The sequence below is a fragment of the Geomonas silvestris genome (assembly GCF_014193515.1).
In the GTDB taxonomy this organism is placed as follows: domain Bacteria; phylum Desulfobacterota; class Desulfuromonadia; order Geobacterales; family Geobacteraceae; genus Geomonas; species Geomonas silvestris.
On sequence record NZ_BLXX01000003.1, the window covers coordinates 269,562 to 290,409 of the forward strand.

The 20,848-nt window shown below is 62.2% G+C and carries 23 protein-coding genes; 15 read left to right on the plus strand and 8 right to left on the minus strand.

From position 1 onward, the window contains the following. Nucleotides 1-199: 199 nt before the first annotated feature. The 3 genes from mobA to GMST_RS07485 all read left to right on the plus strand — a co-directional run bounded on the left by mobA (nucleotide 200) and on the right by GMST_RS07485 (nucleotide 1,881). Nucleotides 200-865, plus strand: a complete 666-nt coding sequence (gene mobA, locus GMST_RS07475) for a molybdenum cofactor guanylyltransferase (RefSeq protein ID WP_183354007.1) — start codon at nucleotides 200-202, stop codon at nucleotides 863-865. Nucleotides 866-1,088: 223 nt separating this feature from the next. After that, on the plus strand, nucleotides 1,089-1,547 hold the full coding sequence (locus tag GMST_RS07480) for a hypothetical protein (RefSeq protein ID WP_183354008.1): 459 nt from the start codon (nucleotides 1,089-1,091) through the stop codon (nucleotides 1,545-1,547). Nucleotides 1,548-1,722: 175 nt separating this feature from the next. Next, complete coding sequence (locus tag GMST_RS07485; protein ID WP_183354009.1) at nucleotides 1,723-1,881, plus strand: hypothetical protein; 159 nt, start codon at nucleotides 1,723-1,725, stop codon at nucleotides 1,879-1,881. Nucleotides 1,882-1,963: 82 nt separating this feature from the next. Here GMST_RS07485 and GMST_RS07490 read toward each other — a convergent pair whose 3' ends face one another. From GMST_RS07490 to GMST_RS07515, 6 genes are all read right to left on the minus strand, one after another. Further along, entirely contained in the window at nucleotides 1,964-2,146 is a 183-nt protein-coding gene (locus tag GMST_RS07490; protein WP_183354010.1) for a hypothetical protein, read from the minus strand. 247 nt (nucleotides 2,147-2,393) lie between these two features. Beyond that, entirely contained in the window at nucleotides 2,394-2,912 is a 519-nt protein-coding gene (locus tag GMST_RS07495; protein WP_183354011.1) for a nitrous oxide reductase accessory protein NosL, read from the minus strand. A gap of 139 nt (nucleotides 2,913-3,051) precedes the next feature. Continuing rightward, nucleotides 3,052-3,591, minus strand: a complete 540-nt coding sequence (locus GMST_RS07500; RefSeq protein ID WP_183354012.1) for a TlpA family protein disulfide reductase — start codon at nucleotides 3,589-3,591, stop codon at nucleotides 3,052-3,054. Then, nucleotides 3,578-4,564, minus strand: a complete 987-nt coding sequence (locus GMST_RS07505; protein ID WP_183354013.1) for a hypothetical protein — start codon at nucleotides 4,562-4,564, stop codon at nucleotides 3,578-3,580. The genes GMST_RS07500 and GMST_RS07505 overlap by 14 nt, the downstream gene beginning before the upstream one ends. Before the next feature lie 179 nt (nucleotides 4,565-4,743). Then, entirely contained in the window at nucleotides 4,744-6,336 is a 1,593-nt protein-coding gene (locus tag GMST_RS07510) for a hypothetical protein (protein WP_183354014.1), read from the minus strand. A gap of 265 nt (nucleotides 6,337-6,601) precedes the next feature. Then, nucleotides 6,602-7,081 (minus strand): hypothetical protein, encoded by a 480-nt coding sequence (locus tag GMST_RS07515; RefSeq protein ID WP_183354015.1) that lies wholly within the window; start codon nucleotides 7,079-7,081, stop codon nucleotides 6,602-6,604. A 481-nt stretch (nucleotides 7,082-7,562) separates the two neighbouring features. On the opposite strand from GMST_RS07515, the gene GMST_RS07520 reads away from it, so the two are divergent. Together GMST_RS07520 and GMST_RS07525 are read left to right on the plus strand one after the other, a co-directional pair. Beyond that, on the plus strand, nucleotides 7,563-8,795 hold the full coding sequence (locus tag GMST_RS07520) for a molybdopterin molybdotransferase MoeA (protein WP_183354016.1): 1,233 nt from the start codon (nucleotides 7,563-7,565) through the stop codon (nucleotides 8,793-8,795). 24 nt (nucleotides 8,796-8,819) lie between these two features. Then, the gene (locus GMST_RS07525) at nucleotides 8,820-10,772 is read left to right on the plus strand and encodes a molybdopterin biosynthesis protein (RefSeq protein ID WP_183354017.1); all 1,953 of its coding nucleotides are present in this window, start codon (nucleotides 8,820-8,822) and stop codon (nucleotides 10,770-10,772) included. Between the two features lie 151 nt (nucleotides 10,773-10,923). Here GMST_RS07525 and GMST_RS07530 read toward each other — a convergent pair whose 3' ends face one another. After that, nucleotides 10,924-11,532, minus strand: a complete 609-nt coding sequence (locus tag GMST_RS07530) for a TetR/AcrR family transcriptional regulator (protein ID WP_183354018.1) — start codon at nucleotides 11,530-11,532, stop codon at nucleotides 10,924-10,926. A gap of 126 nt (nucleotides 11,533-11,658) precedes the next feature. Between GMST_RS07530 and GMST_RS07535 the strand changes: the two genes are divergently transcribed. From GMST_RS07535 to GMST_RS07580, 10 genes are all read left to right on the plus strand, one after another. Continuing rightward, entirely contained in the window at nucleotides 11,659-13,104 is a 1,446-nt protein-coding gene (locus GMST_RS07535; RefSeq protein ID WP_183354019.1) for an efflux transporter outer membrane subunit, read from the plus strand. 19 nt (nucleotides 13,105-13,123) lie between these two features. Further along, a complete protein-coding gene (locus tag GMST_RS07540) occupies nucleotides 13,124-14,287 on the plus strand; it encodes an HlyD family secretion protein (protein ID WP_183354020.1) in 1,164 nt (387 codons plus the stop codon). Beyond that, nucleotides 14,262-15,812 (plus strand): DHA2 family efflux MFS transporter permease subunit, encoded by a 1,551-nt coding sequence (locus tag GMST_RS07545; protein ID WP_183354021.1) that lies wholly within the window; start codon nucleotides 14,262-14,264, stop codon nucleotides 15,810-15,812. The genes GMST_RS07540 and GMST_RS07545 overlap by 26 nt, the downstream gene beginning before the upstream one ends. Before the next feature lie 25 nt (nucleotides 15,813-15,837). Then, nucleotides 15,838-16,305 carry a universal stress protein gene (locus tag GMST_RS07550; protein ID WP_183354022.1) on the plus strand — a complete coding sequence of 156 codons (468 nt, stop codon included), beginning with the start codon at nucleotides 15,838-15,840 and terminating at the stop codon, nucleotides 16,303-16,305. Between the two features lie 398 nt (nucleotides 16,306-16,703). Then, nucleotides 16,704-17,045, plus strand: coding sequence for an ArsR/SmtB family transcription factor (locus tag GMST_RS07555; protein ID WP_183354023.1), 342 nt, complete (start codon nucleotides 16,704-16,706; stop codon nucleotides 17,043-17,045). A 51-nt stretch (nucleotides 17,046-17,096) separates the two neighbouring features. Continuing rightward, nucleotides 17,097-17,513, plus strand: coding sequence for an arsenate reductase ArsC (locus GMST_RS07560; RefSeq protein ID WP_183354024.1), 417 nt, complete (start codon nucleotides 17,097-17,099; stop codon nucleotides 17,511-17,513). Between the two features lie 34 nt (nucleotides 17,514-17,547). Further along, complete coding sequence (gene arsB, locus GMST_RS07565) at nucleotides 17,548-18,597, plus strand: ACR3 family arsenite efflux transporter (RefSeq protein ID WP_183354025.1); 1,050 nt, start codon at nucleotides 17,548-17,550, stop codon at nucleotides 18,595-18,597. Between the two features lie 19 nt (nucleotides 18,598-18,616). Beyond that, on the plus strand, nucleotides 18,617-19,171 hold the full coding sequence (locus GMST_RS07570; protein WP_183354026.1) for an RNA polymerase sigma factor: 555 nt from the start codon (nucleotides 18,617-18,619) through the stop codon (nucleotides 19,169-19,171). Between the two features lie 91 nt (nucleotides 19,172-19,262). Then, complete coding sequence (locus GMST_RS07575) at nucleotides 19,263-19,529, plus strand: carboxymuconolactone decarboxylase family protein (RefSeq protein ID WP_183354027.1); 267 nt, start codon at nucleotides 19,263-19,265, stop codon at nucleotides 19,527-19,529. Between the two features lie 153 nt (nucleotides 19,530-19,682). Beyond that, nucleotides 19,683-19,913 carry a hypothetical protein gene (locus GMST_RS07580; protein ID WP_183354028.1) on the plus strand — a complete coding sequence of 77 codons (231 nt, stop codon included), beginning with the start codon at nucleotides 19,683-19,685 and terminating at the stop codon, nucleotides 19,911-19,913. Between the two features lie 167 nt (nucleotides 19,914-20,080). Here GMST_RS07580 and GMST_RS07585 read toward each other — a convergent pair whose 3' ends face one another. After that, nucleotides 20,081-20,596 (minus strand): hypothetical protein, encoded by a 516-nt coding sequence (locus tag GMST_RS07585; RefSeq protein WP_183354029.1) that lies wholly within the window; start codon nucleotides 20,594-20,596, stop codon nucleotides 20,081-20,083. Between the last annotated feature and the right edge of the window lie 252 nt (nucleotides 20,597-20,848).

Genomic DNA, 20,848 nt, shown 5'->3' on the forward strand with positions numbered 1-20,848 from the left:
CACAGAGGGAACGCAGAGGGAACATCTAACTAGTTGAAATATAGGCTCCAGATGGCCTTGCGTCCCCCCCCTTGCGAAGGGGGGACAGGGGGGATTTAACCCCACGTTGCTACTGCCGATGAACGTGCGACGAAGAGTAGATTGACATCTCCGCGGGCCTTCATTTTTCAGCCGCCATCCGCACGAATCAGGTCAAACTATGATCAACCACGTCGACATACCCTTTCCCGAGGTGACCGGGGTGATCTTGGCGGGCGGCCAGTCCAGCCGGATGGGGAGCAACAAGGCGCTCCTCCCCATCCGTAACGGCCGCTTCATCGAGATCATCCACCGCCGGCTCAATTCCCTCTTCGGCGAGCTGCTCATCGTTGCCAACTCCGAGGAACCGTACCGCTTCCTGGGCAGCCGCATCGTGGCGGACCGCTATCCGGGCCTGGGGGTGCTCGCCGGTTTGCATGCCGCCCTTGCCGAATGCCGCACCCCCTACCTCTTCGCCGTCGCCTGTGACATGCCCTTTCTCAACGACCGCTTGATCCGGGAACTGGTCTCGCGGCGCGGTGAGGCGGAGGTGATCATCCCGGAGACCGAGAAGGGGCTTGAGCCTTTGCACGCGGTCTACTCCAGCGCCTGCCTGCGCCCCGTCGAGGCGGCACTTGCCGAAAACCGGCGCCGGGTGGTTTCCTTCTTCCCCCAGGTGAGGGTACTGCGGCTTACTCCGGCGCGGGTAGCCGAGCTCGACCCGGGTCTCCTCTCCTTGCGCAACATCAACACGCCCGAGGAGTACTTTGCGCTGCGTGAAAAGGAACCGCGCGCAGCCCGCACCGTTCAGCCTCCCCCCCCCGCCGGAGCTGGCTCCGCTGCATAGTTAACCATCCTCCGCAGTTGTTCCATTGACATCGCCCCCTATGATTAGACCTTAAACCGTGAGCTGGCCGGCAAAAACGCTGCGACTATCACCTGAACGTGCTCGCCCGCTCCCGGCACCTTCCACCTCGAGAAAATTCCCCACTGTTGTTGAGGGGAAGACAGAAGATGGTACTATCTGCTTGATTGGAAAATCCTAACACTTCTTTTCGGGAGGTGGCGGTATGTTCATCAAAGTGGCGAGGTGGGAGCTGGGAAGTTGGCAGCAAAAGGTCTGGTTTGCCAGCCTCTTTGCCTTCATGGTTCTGGCAGGTGCCTTCCTGGGCTGCAACCGGCCGCGCGGGCTCCCCTCGGATGCGCTGATGGCGGGTAAGGTGGCGGCCGACGGCACCCCCTACTACGGCAAGACCATCCGGGTCTACGGCTACGTTTCCAACACCTCGGGAGCGGGGGTCTTCTCGATCTCGGATGGCGTGGGCGGAACCGCCTCGCTTCCGATCCTGGTTAAGTCCGACGGCTTTGCGGTGAACGTGGGGGAACTGGTGCTGGTCGAGGGAACGCCGACCGCCTACGACTCGGGACGGGTGCGGCAGGACTACCGTATCGATCTCCCGCCGGAGACCGCGCGCGGTTGGGAGAACCGGCCGGTACTGATTGCCGTGAAGATGCGCAAGCTGGATTGACAGGTACGGGGGCGGGTGCCCAATGGCACAGGCTGTGACAAAAAAATCACCTCACCGTCATCGACCTTTGCAAAAGGATGTAGTATGATAGTTCCCGCTCGTCAGCGTTGTTACTACCTGACGGCGCGCCGCCACATAGGTGGCGGGTATTCATCCAGGAGGGAGTAGTACAGAAGTGAAGAAACATAACGTCAATCCGTTCGAAACAGCCTACGAACAGTACCGGCTTTTGAGCGAACGGAGCCAATCAGTAGACGACATAGCGGAGAAAAATCTCTACTTTCGCCGGAGGATCAACCTCCTCGGCGTCATGCAATTCCTGCTCTCGGAATAAAAACTGACCAGGGTCAGAACCGAAAAAAAGGGGACCGTGCTGAAAGCGCGGTCCCCTTTTTCTTGCTGCGTGCCAGATACTATCAGCAGGTGCACCCTTCGAAAACGACCTGGGCGGTGTTGCTTTCCCGGTCGCTGATCTCCTGCAGACGGGCGCCGCAGGTGAAGGTGATGTCCTTGATGGTGAGGTGGCGGTTTTGCCTCGAGAAGCTCTGGGTGTGCACTGCAGAGCTGCAGTCGAGACAGGTGTGGTTCTGCTCTTTCATCAACTCTCTCCTTGTTTGTGCTGTACATCGGCTAGTTCCTCCCGATGTTCTTCCGGCAGAAACCGCAAACAAGGATCATAGCTCAAATCCTTTCAACAAAGCTCCACAAATCTCTTTAACAAAACCTGCCGCCGCTCGATCCCACCCGGTTTCCCCTACTGCTGCAGGTCTTGACGTGCCGGGGGCGCCGCAGACGCGGCGCCGGGGCCGTCCGGTTACTCCTCTTCGGCGCGCAGTTTACCGGAAGTTAGTGGTTTTCCCCGTGGTGCATCTCCCCCGGGTGTTCCATGTGCCCCGCGTGCCCCTTGTGCAGCTGGGCGTCCTCGCGTGCCGCGGCGAGTACGGTATCCCAGTCAACCAGCTTTCCGCCGTGCTCTTTCACGAATTTCTCGGCAATAGCCTGCTCGGCAAAGGCCCATTTGGGGCGCTTGGTCATCACCCCGCGCTTGTCGCCACCCATGACCCACACCGCTTTCGACGCTTCGACCAATCCGCGGCTGTCCCGGTCGGCGACCAGCAGGGCTTTTACGGTCTTCTCCGGGTGTTTGTCCATCTCGATCACCGCGCAGTTCAGGCTGCAGACCCCGGTCTCGCTGCCGTCCGCAAAGCGGAGCAACATGCGCGAGTAGCCGAAGGCCTTGCGGTCCATGCCGCAGTTCTCGCACGAGGCGTGAGCCGCGATGTCGTCCGCCGCCAGCGCGGCGCTTCTCACCCCGAACGCGGCGACAAAAGCCAGACAAAGTACGATTACCAGTTTGATCTTCATAGTTGCTGCCCTCCTTTAATTATTTGTCCCGCGAAAAGCGATGCTTGCCACGGAGACACGGAGCGCACGGAGAAAATAATAACGACCATTGTATCTTCGAGCCTTTCTCCGTGCCTCCGTGGCGGATTCCGCGTTTTAGTTATGGGAGCCCCGCCAGCGCGGCCTGCAGCCGGCTGCCGTTACGAAAGTCCTCGTTCAGGAGGATCACTCCGGCCGCGTCGATCACCACCGTGGTCCCCATCGTCCCCTGCAGCGAGTTCTGCATCTGGTGCCCGGTGTCCGCCAGGATGCCGAAGCCGACCCCGGTGAAACCGTTGGCCAGTGCCGCAGCGGCCGCATCCGTCACGCTTCCCGAGACGTAGTCGACCAGGTAGAAGCCGACGTCGGGATAGGACGGGATCATGGTCTGCAATTGTGCGGTCTGCTCGTCGCAGCTCGGACACCACATGGTGAAGTAGAGCACGATGGCCTTCTTGCCGGAGAGTGCCGAGGCCCGCGTCACGGTGGTGCCGGAGATCTCGCTCACGCTGAAGTCGGCAGCGTTCTGGCCGACTCCCGGCCCGGTGCTGCCGGATTGAACGGGCGGGCGCTGGTCGGTTCCCGAAGGGACCAGGTTGTCGCCGCAGCCGGCCAGCGCAACGCAGAGCAAAAGGATCATGCCGAGTCTAGCGAAACACATAGCGCACCCCCACGGTGAAGATGTCGGTGGTCGGGAAGTTCCTGCCCCAGCCTGACTCCCGGATGGCGTGGTTCCAGCCGGCGCGCACGCTCCAGTCGCGATCGGTTCCGGCGAAGGAGAGCATGCCCCCCACCGACTGCTTCATGAAGCCGCTGTTCGGGTCGCGCTGCCCGTTGTAGCTCACGTCGGCCTCGTCGAGATATGCGTAGGAGGCGGTCGTGGTGAGCGTGTCGCCCCCGGTCCCCAGGAGGAACCCGTAGCCAAGCGATGCGGAGAGGAAGGTCCGGTCACCCAGATCCTTGTGGTAGGGTTCCACGTACTTGCCGTATTCGCGGTTCACGCTGCGCTCGAAATAGGTGCCGTAGCTCGCGGCAAGGGAGAGGTCCCAATGCCTGATCATCTTCTCGATGTAGAGGTTGCCATCGAGCCGGTAAAAGCCGCGGCCGGTCACGTCGAAGCTGCTTTTCAGGTCGTCATAGGGCGAGTAACCGGTGGGGAGCAACAGGGATAGCCCGATGCTCACCGCGGGGACCAGGTCGCGGGCCGTGTGCACCCGCCAGGGCGACGTGTCGTCCAGGAGGTCGTACCAGACCGAGAGGGTGGTGTCGCCCAGGCCGCTGGTCTGGCTGGACACCCCCGAATAGGTGTTGTCGTTCCACAGGTAGGGGATGATGAGACTCACCTGCCAGTCCTCGAAGAACCGGTAGGCACCCCCCAGGTTCAGGCGGTACTGGTTCAGGTCCGCTCCGGGCGGGTCGCTGGTATGCCGGCCGTTTTGATTCCAGAATCCGTGGTAGTTCTCGTAGTCGAAGGATAGATCGGCAACTGCCTTGGCGTACTTGGGAACCATCAGTGCGGTATTGGAGCCGCCTCCGCAGCAGGAGCCGGCCCAGGCGGTGCCGGAGCCGGCCAAAAGGCACCCCGCGACAAGCGCGGCCTTAAGGGTGCCGGAAAGATTGCGCAACAGCGTCATGCGTCACCTCGATTCGTTCGGTAGAGGAAGCAACCCCCGAGGCACTGCTCCATACGTCGGTGGCATCCCCGGGAGGGGGTGGGGGAAGCCGCCATCTTTACCGCAGAGCCTCCGGGACTGCTGGAGGGAAGTACCAAAATAACCGGACAGGGGCTTTGCCCCTGCCCGGGATCGTCACGTCAAGGTGTCACACTGAAGGCTGCAAAACCGTTACTGAGCGCCGGATTGCTGTTGCCGTCCGGCGCATTGCCGTTGGTCGTGTAGGTGGTGCCGTTGATCGTGAGGCGCAGGTAGTACTTCGCGGTCGTTCCCGCAGTCATGGCAAGCCCTGCCGCGGTGTAGCGTCCGGTTGTGCCGACCGGGGCGAGTGCTGTCCAGGTGCTGCCATCGCTGGAGATGGCGACCTCGACGCTGCCCAGGGTAAGCTGGGGTTGGGTCCACTGCTGACCGGCGTAGACCGGGAGGGCCAAGCCGGCATCGGTGGAGGAGACGAAGACGGTCAGGTCATAGCTGCCACCGGTTGCGGTGCTCAGCGTATCCCTCCAGATCCGGTAGGTCCGATTGGTGGCCCCGACCTTGTCGCCGCTGTTGGCCAGTTTCGCGGAAATGGTGTTGCCGGCGGGAAGCGCTTTGACGTTGGGATAGAAGGTGGCGGTCTCGGTTCCGATCACGATGCTGAGCTTCCAGTACATATCGATGCCGGTGGTCGCCATGCTGTAGTAGACGGTTCCGGCGTAGACGCCGGGGTTGCGGGTCTCGGTAACCGCGTTCGCCCAGGTTGAGCTGCTACTCATGGTTCCCATCACCATGAGCGGGGTGAGCGCGATCTGTGAGGCTAGGCCAAGCGCGGGCGACCCGTCGCTGCGCTTGGTCACCTGGAACTGGAAGGTGTCCTTCCCCGCAACGTCGCCGCCGGCAGGTGCGATGTAGTCGACGCGGTAGCTCGGGGTGAGCGAGACGGAGCTGAAGGCGGGAGGCTCGAGGGTGCTGCCGGCGACCTTGCTCTTGTTGAAGCTGCCGGACTCGTAGTTGATGGCGGCGGTCGCGAAGGCCACGCCGACATCCTCGGGAACGGGGGTACCCGAGGCCGTGGTCACCGCGGCCGCGCCGTTTCTCCCGTCCAGGGTTCCGTCTGCCAGGTCTTCGGCGAGCGCTTCGACGAGCTCGGACTGTTTTCCCGGCGCCAGCGCGAGGTCCTTGGTGAGCTGGCTGAAGTAGGCGGCGTGCACGCCGGCGACGCGCGAGGCGGTGGGCGCGTTGCAGGAGATGTTGGCGAAAACCGGCGCGACGGAACTATCCGGAACAAAGCCGAAGGCCTGCTGGAAGGCGAGTTTCGCCGCGGTTAGCGTCATCCCCCTGGCGACCAGTTTCTGTATGATCGTGCTGGCGGGATCGAGCGTTACCCGGGAGCCGGAGGCGCTCCCTGCCGCGACAAAGGCGCTGAAGCTGCCCAAGCTGACGCCGGAGGTGCCGGTCGCCTCGTCGGTGTAGCTGCCGCCGGTCGCCTGGAAGATCAGGTCGCGGCTCAAAGCGCTGCCCGGTACGGGAACCTGGAAGGAGCCATCGCTGGAGTTCACGGTAAAGGGACCCGCGACCAGGTTGCCGCTCGTGTCTTTAACCGTGAGGGTGGTTCCGGTGACCGGGCCGGCGAAGACGGTGCCCGAAACGGTGGGCGTCGAGGCGGCCCCGCCGCCCGAACCGCCACCGCAACCGTACAGAAAGCACAGCGCCAAAAGGGAAAGAAGAAGGTAAAAAGGGATCGCTTTACGCATAGATATATCCTCGCGTACCAGGGTAGAGCTCACGGCGGAGCTCCCCGATGTGCCTGCCGGACCCCGGCGACCTGAGCTCGCATGGGAGCAGGCGCGCCGAAAAGGCGGCAAGGCGTGCGGATGCCGTGGCCTGAGCACCAGCTCGAGACGCCAAGCGGATGGTTCAGGGTACGAGTCCGGTCAGGGCGCAGCAGCTGCGCGGAAGATGGCCTGCCAGCGTCACACGCAGGCGGTTACCGATTCTTCCTGACAAGACGGCAAGGTGCTAGCTCGCGAGGAGTCGTGGAGGTGGTTCGGGAGGTTCGGCCAAGCGGGAAACCGGCTGGCTCGGTGCTGCGGCAGGGGGGGGGGCGGAGAGCGGGGTGGCCAGGGCCGGGGTGAAGCTGAAGGGGATCGCTTCGCTCTTGGCGAAGTTGAGCAGGGTTACCTGCTTCGCAGAGCCGCAGGGGCAGCTGCACTTGAGGACCGGGGTGCCCTGTGCGCCTTTGGGCTTGCAGCACTCGCGGGTCTTTTCGTGCTGGTCGAACCTTTTCTTCTTAGCGCAGCAGCAGGTGTGGTTGGCGCGCTGTGCGGGCGAGCAGCCGCAGATGTCGCAGTCGCCGACGCATTCGCCGGTGAGGGCATGGGCCAGGTGGGGGGAGCGCAGCGCCAAAGGCGCCAGCGGGCTCAGGGTCATAAGAAGGTAGACCACCGTGAGCAGCAGTGCCGTCAGGAAGCGACGTTGTGTGTGCCTGGAAACCTTCACCGTGAGGTGCCCCCGAATCAAATCACATGACAAAGCTGCCGATGCTGATAAAAAACAGCAGAAACGGCATTTTTTTGCAGGCGTTTCACTCTGCCCCGATTAAAGATGAACAAGCGCTGGCTGTGGGCTGGCAGAGAGAATCGCAATCTCTTAGTCTTCTATAATGCAATGACAGTGCCTGCAGAAAATTCGGCACATCGACTGACAAAAGAACGCATGCTATTGCGAGGGGTACAGTGACTATACTAAGTGCTCAGGAAAAATCAAGAGGACGTTAATGCGGGCGCTGTCTTTAACCGGACGGGAAGCATCTGGTGAGGAAAACTCTGCATACGTGAGGCAGTCTCTGGCTGAAACTCCCCCGGATCAGGAGGAACGCTGTGCCTTTGGGAAAAACTTGCAACTGACAATTGTCGCCAAATGTAGCATACTCTGCCAGGCCCGGATTCCGGGCGCTTCAGTCTCATCTCAAGGAGTCGTGATGGCGGAGATGTTCACCGTGCTTCCCCCCGAGGACGCACGCACGCTGTTATTCGAAAAATTACCTGCCGCGGTTGCCAGTGAATCGGTCGCTACCTCGGCCGCGCTGGACCGCACGCTGACCGAAAGGCCGCTGGCCCCTCACCCGCTTCCTGCCTTTTCCCGCAGCACCATGGACGGCTACGCCGTCCGTGCCGAAGATACCTTCGGCGCCAGCGAGATGCTCCCCGCCTACCTCGAGGTGACCGGCGAGGTCCCCATGGGACGCGCCTGCGATCTCACGGTCGGTTCCGGCCAGGCCGCGGTCGTCTATACCGGCGGCATGCTTCCCGAGGGGGCCGATGCCGTGGTCATGGTGGAGCGCACCCAGAAGATGGGGGACACCGGCATCGAGGTGCTGCGTGCGGTAGCAGCCGGCGAGAACGTGGTGACGGTGGGCGAGGACGTGAAAGAGGGCGAGGCGCTCCTCGACGCGGGACACACCCTGCGTCCGCAGGATCTGGGCGGCCTTATGGCGCTTGGCATCACCACCGTGCAGGTAGCCCGCCGGCCGCGCGTCGCCATCATCTCGACGGGCGACGAGGTGGTCGCTCCTGAGGTTACTCCCGGTCCGGGGCAGATCCGCGACATCAACACCTACACCATCGCGGGGCTGGTGGAGCGGGCGGGCGGCATCGCCGTTCCCTGCGGGGTCGTGGGGGACAATTTCGAGACGCTTTTGGCCGCGGCAAGCGCGGCGCTCGAGGATGCCGACGTACTGGTGCTTTCCGCCGGCTCCTCGGTGTCCACGCGCGACATGTCGGCCGAGGTTTTGAACCGGCTGGGCACCCCGGGCGTGCTGGTGCACGGCGTCGCGGTGAAGCCGGGGAAGCCGACCATCCTCGGGGTGTGCAACGGCAAAGCGGTGCTGGGGCTTCCCGGCAATCCGGTGAGCGCGATGGTGGTGGCGGGGCTCTTCCTGGTGCCGCTTGTCGAGCGCCTGCAGGGGAGAAGCCACCCCACGGCGCTCAGGCGCGTTGCCGCCCGGCTCACCCACAACGTCGCTTCGGTTCCGGGGCGCGAGGACTACGTCCAGGTGAAACTGGTGCATCGCGACGGCGAACTCTGGGCCGAGCCGGTCTTTGGCAAGTCCAACCTGATCTACACCCTGGTGAAGTCGGACGGACTGCTCAAGATCCCCCTCAATACGAGCGGCCTCTACCAGGGCGAGCATGTTGTCGTGGAACTATTTTAACGAGCGAGGGAGCCTGAAGAGGATATGAGCAAGACCAAGAACTTCTACCTGGAGAACATCCCGCTGGACGAGGCGTGGCGCCGCTTCATCGCGGCACTGGAAGGTTGCGGCATGTGGAGCGAGCTCCCCGGCGAGGCAGTGGCGCTCGAGGAAGCCCTGGGTCGGGTGACCGCGCAGCCGGTCTGGGCGGCGCTATCCTCGCCCGGCTACCATGCAAGCGCCATGGACGGCTTCGCGGTGCGCTCCTCGGAAACGATCGGCGCCTCGGAGACCGCGCCGAAGCGTATTCCCGTCGGCCCCAACGGCCCGGCAAGCTACGTGGATACCGGCGACGCCATCCCCTCCTGGGCCGATGCCGTCATCATGATCGAGCACACCCAGCGGATCGACGACGCAGACGGAAGCCAGTCCATCGAGATCCACGCCGCCGTGGCCCCCTGGACCGCGATCCGCCCGATGGGCGAGGACATGGTGGCGACCGAACTGGTGCTGCCGGCGAACCACCTTTTGAAACCGGTGGACCTGGGGGCGCTGGCAGGGAGCGGGCACACCACCGTTCAGGTCAGGCGCAAGCCGCGGGTTGCGGTGCTTCCCACCGGGACCGAGCTGATCACCGTGGAACAGGCGGCCCGCGAAGGGGTGAAGCCGGGGGACATCATCGAGTACAATTCGCTCGTTTTGTCCGCCCAGGTGCGCGAGTGGGGGGGCGAGCCGACCCGCTACCCCATCACCATCGACGATTACCAGCTGATCCGGGAAAAGGTACGTACTGCGGCCGAAACTCACGACCTCGTGCTGGTGAACGCCGGCTCCTCCGCGGGGAGCGAGGACTTCACCTCGAGCATCGTCGAGGACCTGGGGACGCTTTTGGTGCACGGCGTGGCGGTGCGGCCGGGACACCCGGTGATACTGGGGGTGGTCGCTAACACGCCGGTGATCGGTATCCCGGGCTACCCCGTTTCCTGCGCGCTCACCTCCGAGACCTTCGTGGAGCCTCTCTTGTCGCGCTGGCGCGGGCAGCAGCCCAACCAGAAGCCCCGCGTCCAGGCGAGCATCACCCGGAAACTCCTCTCCCCGATCGGGGAGGACGAGATGGTGCGGGTGACTGCGGGGCGGGTTGGCGAGCGCGTCGTTGCCGCACCCTTGTCGCGCGGTGCCGGCGTCATCACCTCGCTGGTGCGTGCCGACGGTATCGTGCGCATCCCCCGTTTCTCGGAAGGTGTCGAGGCCGGCCAGCAGGTGAGTGTCGAACTCTACCGGACCCCCGCCGATATCGAGAGGACCGTGGTGCATATCGGCAGTCACGACCTCTGCCTCGATCTTTTGGCCCAGCACCTGGCGGATAGCGGGCGGCGCTTCACCAGCGCGAACGCCGGGAGCTTGGGCGGCCTGTTGGCGCTCAGGCGCGGCGACGCGCATCTCGCCGGCTCGCACCTGCTCGATCCGGCAACCGGGGAGTACAACGTCTCTTACGTAAAGCAGCACCTTCCGGGAATTCCGGTGGTCCTTATGACCCTGGTGCACCGCGAGCAGGGGCTCATCGTCGCCAAGGGGAACCCGAAAGGGATCCGCACCCTGGCCGACCTCTCCCGCGAGGACGTGCAGTTCGTGAACCGGCAGCGCGGCGCCGGGACGAGGGTGCTTCTCGACTACCACCTGGAAAAACAGGGGATCGCCGCCGGATCGATCGGCGGCTACCGGCGTGAGGAGTTCACCCACATGGCGGTGGCCGTCGCGGTGCAGTCCGGCGCCGCCGACTGCGGCCTCGGCATCGCCTCGGCAGCCCAGGCCCTGGGGCTCGATTTCATCCCGCTGGAAAAGGAGCGCTACGACCTGGTGATCCCCCGCGTCTACTTCGAGAGCGAGCTTGTGCGCCCGCTTTTGGACCTGGTACACGGTTCCAGGCTGCGCCGCGAGGTCGATGCCCTCTCCGGTTATGACACCGCCGGGATGGGGAAGATCATCGAATTGGACTAGAACAACCGCCGGGAGCGCCGTGCGGAACCAAAAAAACGAGGGGCCGACGCTTGATGCGCGACCCCTCGTGCTGTTTCTGGAGCTCACGGGCATCCGCGGGGAAGCCGCTTCCTCCCCTCCTTAGCTTGACCCCCCTCTTCCCCCGCGGACTTCAGCTGCGCGGCGCGTAGGCCAACAGGAACACCTCGACCGCGCGCGCCGTCCCTTGCTTGATCTGTTTCTTGCTCACCTCCCCCGGCAGGTGGAACAGGAAACGATCGATGAACTCCGATTCCAAGAGGCTTACCAGGTGCCGCGTGGCGATCTCGGGGTTGGTCTGGACGAGTTTCCCGGCGCTCATGGAGCATTCCAGGAACTGGGCGATAAGGTTCTGACTGCGCAGCACGCCGCGCTGGTAGATGTGACGGCCAAGCTCCGAATGTTTCGACTGGGAAATCGCCAGGTGACGGGTGGCCTGGACCTCGGGAGAGTACAAAAAACCGAGGAAGTGTTCCCCAAACCTGCGCAAGGCTTCGCCGATGTCGTCGGGGGCGGAGTCGAGTGAGGCGTGCAGCGCCTCGAACTCGTCCTCCGTCGATTTCAGCATCACCTCGCTGAAAAGCTCCTCCTTGGAGGAGAAGTAGTTGTAGATGGTTGCCTTCGATCCACCCACCCGGGCGCAGAGTTCCGCCATGGACGCCCGCTCGTACCCCACCGCTCGAAAAAGGCGCGCCGCTTCGTCAACGATCGCCTGCCGCTTTGTCTCGGTCTTCTGCTTCATCCCCGGTCACGTTCCTCATGCTTCGTTAATTTATTTCGGGTTGCATTCTAGCCCAGTCTGGTATATTTTGTCCAACATTAAAACCGTACTGTACGGTACACTTATAACTAAAGCAGGACAAAATCGATGAGTTACAAGACGGTTGTTTATTTCGGGACGCTCTTTTGCAGCATTTTTGCCGCAGCCGCAGTTCTCGCCGGCTGCGCCGCCATTCCCGCCCTGAAAGCCTCCCAGAGCCTCAAGCCGGTCCAGGATTACCAGGCTTCTCGTTCTCTTTCCGGGTCAAAGACGGCCTGGCCGCAGGAGCGCTGGTGGGAGTCTTACGCCGATCCGCAACTTTCCGGTCTGATCGAGGAGGCACTCAAGGGGTCTCCCGATCTGGCGGCGGCGGGAGCGAGGCTGCGCCGCGCCGAGGCCTACCAGAACGTGGCCGGCGCGGCACTGCAGCCGCAACTGGGAGCGCGTGCCGCACTGGACTACGACACGCTGAGCTACAACTACCTCACCCCCCGCGCCATGACCCCCAACGGGTGGAACGACTACGGCATCGTCTCGCTCAACCTCGATTGGGAGATCGATTTCTGGGGGAAGAACCGGGCGCGACTCGCCGCCGCCACCTCCCAGCTCAGGGCGGGGGAGGCCGAGTTCGCCGAAGCGAGGCTCCTGCTTGCCTCCACGGTGGCGGCAGAGTATGCCGACCTGGCCCAGCTCTTTTCGCTGCGGGATCTGGTGTCCCGCTCCGCCGCCCTGCGCACGACGACCGTGCGGCTTTTCGACGAGCGCTTTGCAAACGGCATGGAAACCAAGGGGAGTGTGCATCAGGCGCGGGCCCGGCTGGCAGCCATCGAAGGGGAGCTGCAGGTGCTGGACGAGCGCATTGGTCTGAAGCGCAACCGACTTGCGGCGCTCCTGGGTGCCGGACCCGACCGCGGCCTCTCCATCGCACGCCCCACGATCAAAATTGCCGACGCGCTTGGCCTGCCGCGCGATCTTGCCGCCGACCTCCTGGGCCGCCGGCCAGATGTCTGCGCCGCCCGCCTGATGGCCGAGGCCCAGGCCGAGCGCATCAAGGAAAAACGCGCCGCCTTCTATCCCAACGTGAACCTGGCTGCGTTCTTCGGTTTCCAGTCCCTCGGCCTGGATCACCTTGTCAGAAGCGGCTCCAGCATTGGCGGTTTCGGGCCGGCCATCTCACTCCCCATCTTCACCGGGGGGCGGCTCACCGGGGAGCTGCGCGGTGCCCTTGCCGAGTACGACGCCGCGGTCGCACTCTACAACGGCACCGTCACCCGGGCCCTCCAGGAAGTGGCCGATGTTGGTCTGAGCGGCAAGGCGCTGGCCGGGGAGCTCGTTTCGGCCCAGGCAGCGGTAGAGGCGGCAGGGGAGGCGCACCGGGTCGTCGACGCGCGCTACCGGGGCGGGCTAGCCACCTACCTTGAGGTGCTCTCGGCTGAAGATATCCTGCTCGACACCCAGCGCAACCTGGTGCAGTTGAGATCCCGGACCTTTACCCTGGACGTCGCCTTGCAGCGCATACTGGGCGGAGGCTATCGCGAGAAGACGACACTTTAACAGCAGAAGGAACAGACAGATGACAGACGCATCTCTTGGCAGCAGCAAGGAAAAGGCACGCAAAGTTCAACTTTTGGCACTGGCCACCGTACTCGTCGGGGCCGGTCTGGCCACCGGTGGGTACTGGTACTTCGTCGGCTCGCACTTCGTCTCCACCAACAACGCCTATGCGGCGGTCGAGGTCGCCCAGGTGACTCCGGCCATTTCCGGAACCGTCTGCGAGATACGGGTGACCGACACGCAGCAGGTAAAACGGGGCGACCTCCTGGTGAGGATCGATCCGACCGACGCCAAGCTCGCCCTGGTACAGGCCGAGGCCGACCTGGATCGCGCGGTGCGTCGGGTGCGGGGCTACCAGGCCAACGACGGCAGCCTCATGGCGCAGGTGAACGCCCGCGAGGCGGACCAACAGCGCATCGCGGCGCAACTCGTGGGGGCCGAGGCGGACCTGGACCGGGCCAGGGTCGATCTCAAGCGCCGGGAAGCCCTCGCCGCCTCCGGAGCGGTTTCGGGGGACGAGTTGACCCGCGCCCAGAACGCCTTCGCGACAGCCAAGGCCAGCGTCGACGGGCTCAGGGCCGCGGCACGGCAGGCTTCGGCCAACCGGGCGACGGCTCTCAGCTCGAAAAAAGCCAACGCGACGTTGATCGATCAGGCAAACGAACAGACCAACCCCGAGGTGGCGCTGGCGCGCGCCCGCCGCGACCAGGCACTGGTGGATCTGGAGCGGACCGCGGTAGTTGCGCCGGTCGACGGCATCGTAGCCAAGCGGCAGGTGCAACTGGGACAGCGGGTGCAGGCCGGAATGCCGCTATTGTCGGTTGTCCCGGTGCAGGAGATGCACGTCGACGCGAACTTCAAAGAGGTCCAGCTCAAGAAGGTGCGCACCGGCCAACCGGTCCAGCTCCATGCCGATCTCTACGGCACGTCGGTCACCTATCACGGCACTGTCGAGGGTTTCGCGGGTGGCTCGGGGGCGGCCTTCTCGGCCATTCCGGCCCAAAACGCCACCGGGAACTGGATCAAGGTGGTGCAGCGCCTGCCGGTCAGGATCCGGCTCGACGGGGCAGAACTTAGGCGTCACCCTCTCAAGGTCGGGCTCTCCATGACGGCGGAGATCGATACCCGCGCCGGGCAGACACTCGCGAGGACGGCACATGACAGCGACCTGCACAGTAACTGATGCCGAAAGCTCGGCCCCGCTTTCCGGAGGGCTCCTGTGGCTTGCCGCACTGATGCTGGCCTCGGCCAATTTCATCGCGGTGCTCAACATGACCATTGCCAACGTATCGGTACCCAACATCGCGGGCAACTTGGGCGCGACCACCAGCCAGGGCACCTGGGTCATCACCTCGTACGCCGTCGGTGAGGCCATCACCGTGCCCCTCACCGGTTGGCTGGCGGCACGGTTCGGCTCGGTGCGGGTCTTCGTCGGCTCCATGGCGCTTTTCGGCATCTTCTCGGCACTGTGCGGGCTGTCGAATTCGCTGGGGCTACTCGTGGTCGCACGCATCTTCCAGGGGTTTTCCGGCGGCCCCCTCATGCCGCTGTCCCAGACGCTTTTACTGCGTATCTTCCCCAAGGAAAAGACCGCGGCGGCCATCGGGCTTTGGTCCATGACCACGCTGGTCGCTCCGGTGGTCGGGCCTATCATGGGCGGCTACCTGTGCGACGAGTTCTCCTGGCCCTGGGTCTTCTTCCTGAACGCCCCGATCGCGGCCGCTGCGGCTTTTTTCTCCTGGCAGCTTCTCAAACGCTACACCGAGCCGCTTTCCGCCAACCGGATCGACCTGGTGGGGCTGGGGCTATTGGTCGTCTGGGTGGCGGCGCTGCAGCTTGTGCTCGATGAGGGAAAGGACCTCGACTGGTTCGCCTCCAGCAAGATCGTGGCGCTTTCGGTAGTGGCGGCGGTCGGTTTCATTGCCTTTTTGATCTGGGAATTCCACGAAGCGCACCCGGTCGTCGATCTGCGCGTCTTCCGGCACCGCGGCTTCTCGGTGAGTGTCCTTACCATCAGCTTGGCCTTTGCGGCCTTCTTCGGGGTGAGCGTGCTGACGCCGCTCTGGCTGCAGAGTTTCATGGGGTACACCGCGACCATATCGGGCCTGGCTACCGCCTGGAGCGGCATCACCTCGATTTTCCTCGCGCCGATTGCCGCCCAGGGTTCCATGAAGTGGGACCCGCGCAAGCTGGTCTTTGGCGGCGTGCTGGGTCTCGGGGCGGTGACCCTTTGGCGCGCGGTGGCAACGACGGACATGGGATTTTGGAACATCTCCATCCCGCTCATGTTCATGGGGCTCTTCATGCCGTTTTTCTTCATACCCACGACGGGGCTCGCGCTGGCAAGCGTGGAAGAGCACGAGATGGATTCGGCGGCAGGGCTGATGAACTTCCTGCGAACGCTCTCCGGCGCGTTTGCGACCTCCCTGGTCACCACGAGTTGGTCGAACCGGATCACCGAAAACCACGCCGAGCTGGTAGGGCTTGCCGACAGCGATGCGAGCGTGAGGGCGATGCTGGAAGCATCGGGAGCGCCGCCGGAGGTGACCAACGAGCTGCTCGACTACCTGGTCACCGGCCAAAGCGTGATGCTCGCCACCAACCAGCTCATGTGGATCATCGGGATCGCCTTTGTGGTGGCGGCTTCGGTGATCTGGCTCGCTCCCCGGCCAAGCCGGGTGGTCGACCCGTCAGCTGGCGGGCACTGAATTCCCGTCACCTAAGGAGGAGATTATGTTCAAGCACCTGTTGGTACCAACGGATGGATCCGAGCTTTCCGGCGATGCGGTGGAGCGGGCAGTTGCCTTTGCCAGGGAAGCTGGAGCGCGCATCACCTTCCTTTCTGTCGTGCAGTCCTTTCCCAAGATCTACTACGGGGAGGGGGCGCTCTTCGACCCGCATCTGCCGGTCAGATACCGGGAGAGGATAGGCGAACTGGCTGAGGACGCTTTGGGGAGGGCTGCGGAAACCGCTGAGAGGGGAGGGGTGGCATGCACCAAGCTCACCCTGGTCGGCGAGCAGGCGTACCAGGGCATTATCCAGGCGGCGCTGGACCGTGGCTGTGATCTCATCTTCATGGCCTCGCACGGCTGGAGGGGCATCAGGGCCCTCGTGCTGGGGAGCGAGACCCACAAGGTGCTGACCCACTCGAGCATTCCGGTCCTGGTACACCGCAGTGCCAGGACCGCTGAACCGGATTAGCGACGTGGGGCTGTTGGCCAAAATCGTGACCTTTGGAACCATCGTGCTTTGGCTGCTGGTAATTCTGGTAACGCTGTTGCCGCGGCACAAGTGATGAAGGAGGCGCCATGCGCAAGGAAGACCCGGAAAAAGAGCCCAACCACCCATCCACACCAGGCAATTCGATTCCAACTGGGACCTCTCCAGTACCCGTGCCATCACCCTGCTCAAGTTGTTGATTAAGAACAGAACTGCCAGGTAGCTCCTGCCCGTGTTTCGGCTGCCGGTTACGGCGAGTACCAGCCCTTGGCAGACAACCGCCAGGAAGAGGGGCGCGCCCAAAACCGCAGAGTGGACATCGTTATGTTGAAGGCAAATCTGCCTTGACACGTATCCGCTCAGCCGGATATAGTTCCGCCATGTTCGATGACTCGGCAAAACTCTTCAAGGCTCTCTCCGACGAGACACGCCTGCGCATCCTGGCGCTGCTCATTGCCAACGGCGAGTTGTGCGTGTGTGATCTGACGGCCACGCTGCAGCTTCCGCAATCGACGGTTTCCCGCCACCTGGCCTATCTGAGGAAATCGGGTCTGGTCAGGGACCGCAGGGAGGGACTCTGGATGTATTACTCGCTGGAGCGCAAACGGGGATTTCCGGAAACACTGGTCGGCTTTCTTACTGAGAACCTCCTGCAGTTGCCGGAGGCCCGCGCGGACCAGCAACGGCTTCAGTCCACCTCCGAAGCTAACCGCTGCGCCTAGTTTTTTTTGTTCAAATACATCCGCCTGTGCGGATATTGGGGGAGGCTTTCCATGAAAAAACGGGTCCTTTTTCTCTGCACCCATAACTCCTGCCGTTCCCAGATGGCCGAAGGAATCGTGAATCACGACCTGGGCGACCGGTTCGACGCTTTTTCCGCCGGCACCGAGGCTACCGCGGTGAACGCCAGGGCCATCGAAATACTAAAGGAGATCGGTATCGACATCTCCGGTCACCGCTCCAAGGTGCTTGGCGAGTTCGACGGCCAGCAGTTCGACTATGTGATTACCCTGTGCGGAGACGCGAACGACAAGTGCCCGCTCTTTTTCGGCGGCGTGCAGCGGACCCACATCGGGTTTAGCGACCCCTCCCGCCTGAAGGAGGGGACCGACGCCGAAATCATGAGGGAGTTCCGCAAGGTGCGGGACGAGATCCGGGTAAAGCTTACCGAGTTCCTGACCAAGCCGTAGCGGGCGCCCCGGCTCTGTAAAAGGAGAAAAAACCATGTCGTCAGGCCTTTCGCACAAGCTCTCGTTCCTCGACCGTTGGCTTACCCTCTGGATTTTCGCCGCCATGGCACTCGGTGTCGGTCTCGGCGTGGCGGTTCCCGGCATCGAGGCCTTCATCAACAGGTTCCAGATCGGCACTACCAATATCCCGATTGCAATCGGTCTCATCCTGATGATGTACCCGCCGTTTGCCAAGGTGAAGTACGAGGAGATGCCGGAGGTGTTCCGCAACAAGAAGATCCTCGGGCTTTCCCTGGTGCAGAACTGGCTGATCGGGCCGGTGCTCATGTTCGTGCTCGCCGTTGTGCTGTTGCCCGACAAGCCGGAGTACATGGTGGGGCTTATCATGATAGGCCTCGCCCGCTGCATCGCGATGGTTATCGTCTGGAACGAACTGGCCAAGGGGAACACCGAGTACGCCGCCGGGCTGGTGGCCTTCAACAGCGTGTTTCAGGTTCTTTTCTACAGTGTCTACGCCTGGTTTTTCATCACGATCCTCCCTCCGTTCTTCGGGCTCTCCGGCAGCCTCGTCGAGGTGAGCATCGGCCAGATCGCCCAGAGCGTCTTCATCTACCTCGGTATCCCCTGCATTGCCGGAGCGCTCACCCGCCTGGTGGGGGTGAAGCGGCTTGGTGTGGAGCGCTACCACCGGGAGGTCGTTCCCAAGATCGGTCCCATCACCTTGGTCGCGCTGCTTTTCACCATCGTCGTCATGTTCAGTCTGAAGGGGAACCTGATCGTGCAACTGCCGCTCGACGTGGTGCGCATCGCGATCCCGATGCTGATCTACTTCGTGGTGATGTTCCTGGTCTCCTTCTGGATGGGGAAGCGGCTCGGGGCTGACTACTCGAAGACCACCACCCTCGCCTTCACCGCGGCCAGCAACAACTTCGAACTGGCGATTGCCGTGGCCGTTGCCGTCTTCGGCCTCAACTCCGGGGCGGCTTTTGCCGCAGTCATCGGTCCCTTGGTCGAGGTTCCGGTCATGATCGGGCTGGTCAACGTCGCGTTCTGGTTCCAGAGAAGGTACTTCCAGGCAGGGTAGGGGAGTCGCGGAGGGGGGCATGGACTTCGAGGAGATCTACCGTCAGTACCAACCAAGGATTTACCGGTACCTGAGCAATCTCACCTGTGAGGCTGACGCTTACGACCTGAGCCAGGCGGTTTTCCTGAAGGTCAGCGCTTCCCTGGAGAGTTTCAGAGGGGACTCGTCCCTGGCGACCTGGATCTATCGCATAGCGACGAATACCGCCCGGGATTTTGCCGGCTCGACGCTGGTCCGGCAGCGGGAGGCTGAGGTAGTGACCGACGAGGGGGGCGGCCTTGACGGCATCGCAAATCCGCAGGCCGAGGATGTCGAGGAGCAGTACGTCCGCAAGGAGATGAATGCCTGCATCAGCGGAATGGTTCAGGAACTGCCGGAGAGTTATCGTGAGGTGGTTGCGCTGAGCGACCTTGCCGAGCTCTCCAACGCGGAGATCGCCGCGGTGTTGGGGCTCAGCCTGGAAACGGTAAAAATAAGGCTACACCGGGGGCGCAATGTTTTGCGCGATGCCATGGAATGCCGCTGCCACCTCTACCGTGACGAAGGCAACGAGTTGAAGTGCGATCGCAAATAATTTTCGGGAAGGGCGTATCCTTTTACCCGTGTCCTCCGTCTATGGTTGCAGCAGCGACAATTGCTGCAATTTCAGGCGAGAGGAGAAAATCATGGACGAAAAGATCAAGGAGCTTATTGCCATTGGGGCAGCGATCGGAGCGCACTGCCAGCCGTGTCTCACCTATCACCTCGAGAAGGCCCGCGAACTCGGCGTGGACGACGAGTCGATCCGTGCAGCGATCGAAACCGGGCACCAGGTGGAACGTGGCGCCATGAACGCCATGAAGAAGTTTTCCGAGGAGATCCTTCCCCCCAAAAACTGCTACGAGGACCGGTGCAAGTCCATGAAGCAGATGGCGTCTTCCTGTTGCGGCTGAATGAGTGTGGGCCCCGGCAACGGGGCCTTTTTTTTGCTGATGGGGGGGCAAATGGACCGTTGACTCTCAGTTAATTAGTGGGCCTCTCGAGGTAAAACGACGAGATTTCATAGGCTAGTATGGAAATAGCAGCTGCGCCACTTCATCGTACGATTGAATCCCGAAACAGAGCAGTCAGATGGGGGAACTGCACCTTTTTGGATAAAAGTGAAGCTTTTTGGGAAAAAATGCAGCTTTTTCAAGAAAAGTGAAGTTTTTTGGGGGGAGAATATTACTTTTGTAGGAGAAAGAGAGGTTTTGCGCGCAAAAAGTGAAGCTTTTTCTGAAAAAGTGAAGTTTTTTGGAAAAAAGTGGAGTTTTTTGAAAAAAGGTGAAGTTTTCTGACCGGGAAATGTCGCTTGCGATACAAATGGTGACACTCCCAGCAGCGAGCTGGAGACGATGGTTCAGGATATTCGTTTGAGGAGGCGCGGGAATAGTTTTGGTTTTGGGGGCACGAGGAGGGCTAAGCTCCCGCCGGGGTGCCGGGAGCTTAGGCGGGGTCTCGTAACTTAAGAATTGGGAATACTGATAGCTGCCGACCAGGGCCCAGCTTGTTTGCCACGGAGAGCTCGTACTTTCAACCAGTGGAAGAGCGCACGATTCAACCCGGGTATCACTATGCCTTTGCAAACTGTTGCAGACTCGTAGAGCCTCCAGTTCGATTCGATGCTGGGATCTCCGTCGCTGATCCAGATCTGGTAACCCTTGGCGTTCTGAACCTTTGCAAAGGAAACCACGGGTTGTCCAAAGTTGTTGTACGTCACCCTCACATCACGCACCTCGGCAAGAATTATAGCGGCGGACGGAGTTTTTTCGGTGGCGGAGTCAAAACCGAGCATCGCCGGCACCTTCGGGTTCACGATGCTGCAGGCCTTGGCTATACCACGATATTGCGCGATGTGTTTGCAGACTTCGAGACGGTCTTCTTCGCACGCCTTTGCCATTTCCGCATCGCCTTTGAGAAAACCGGCATAACTCGCCTGGTGTCGGGTGGTGGCGGCGAGTAGTTTCTCGACGTTTGGCAATAGCGACTGACCGAAGTTCTCCCCTACGAGCTCTTACTCCGGGAAATAGTTGTCTCCGGCAAGAAAATATCCGATTATCATCGAGATGCCATTCAGTTGGAGAAGCCGTCGGCGCAGCGTTCTTTCCAGTTCAGGTTGAAGAGGGATGTCCGGAGGCAAGCTGACTAACGGATCGGGTACGGAGATGAGAATATCAAAGGGGCTATGGATTATGACCATAGCCCCTTTATCATTTTTGCCGCGTTACCTGGT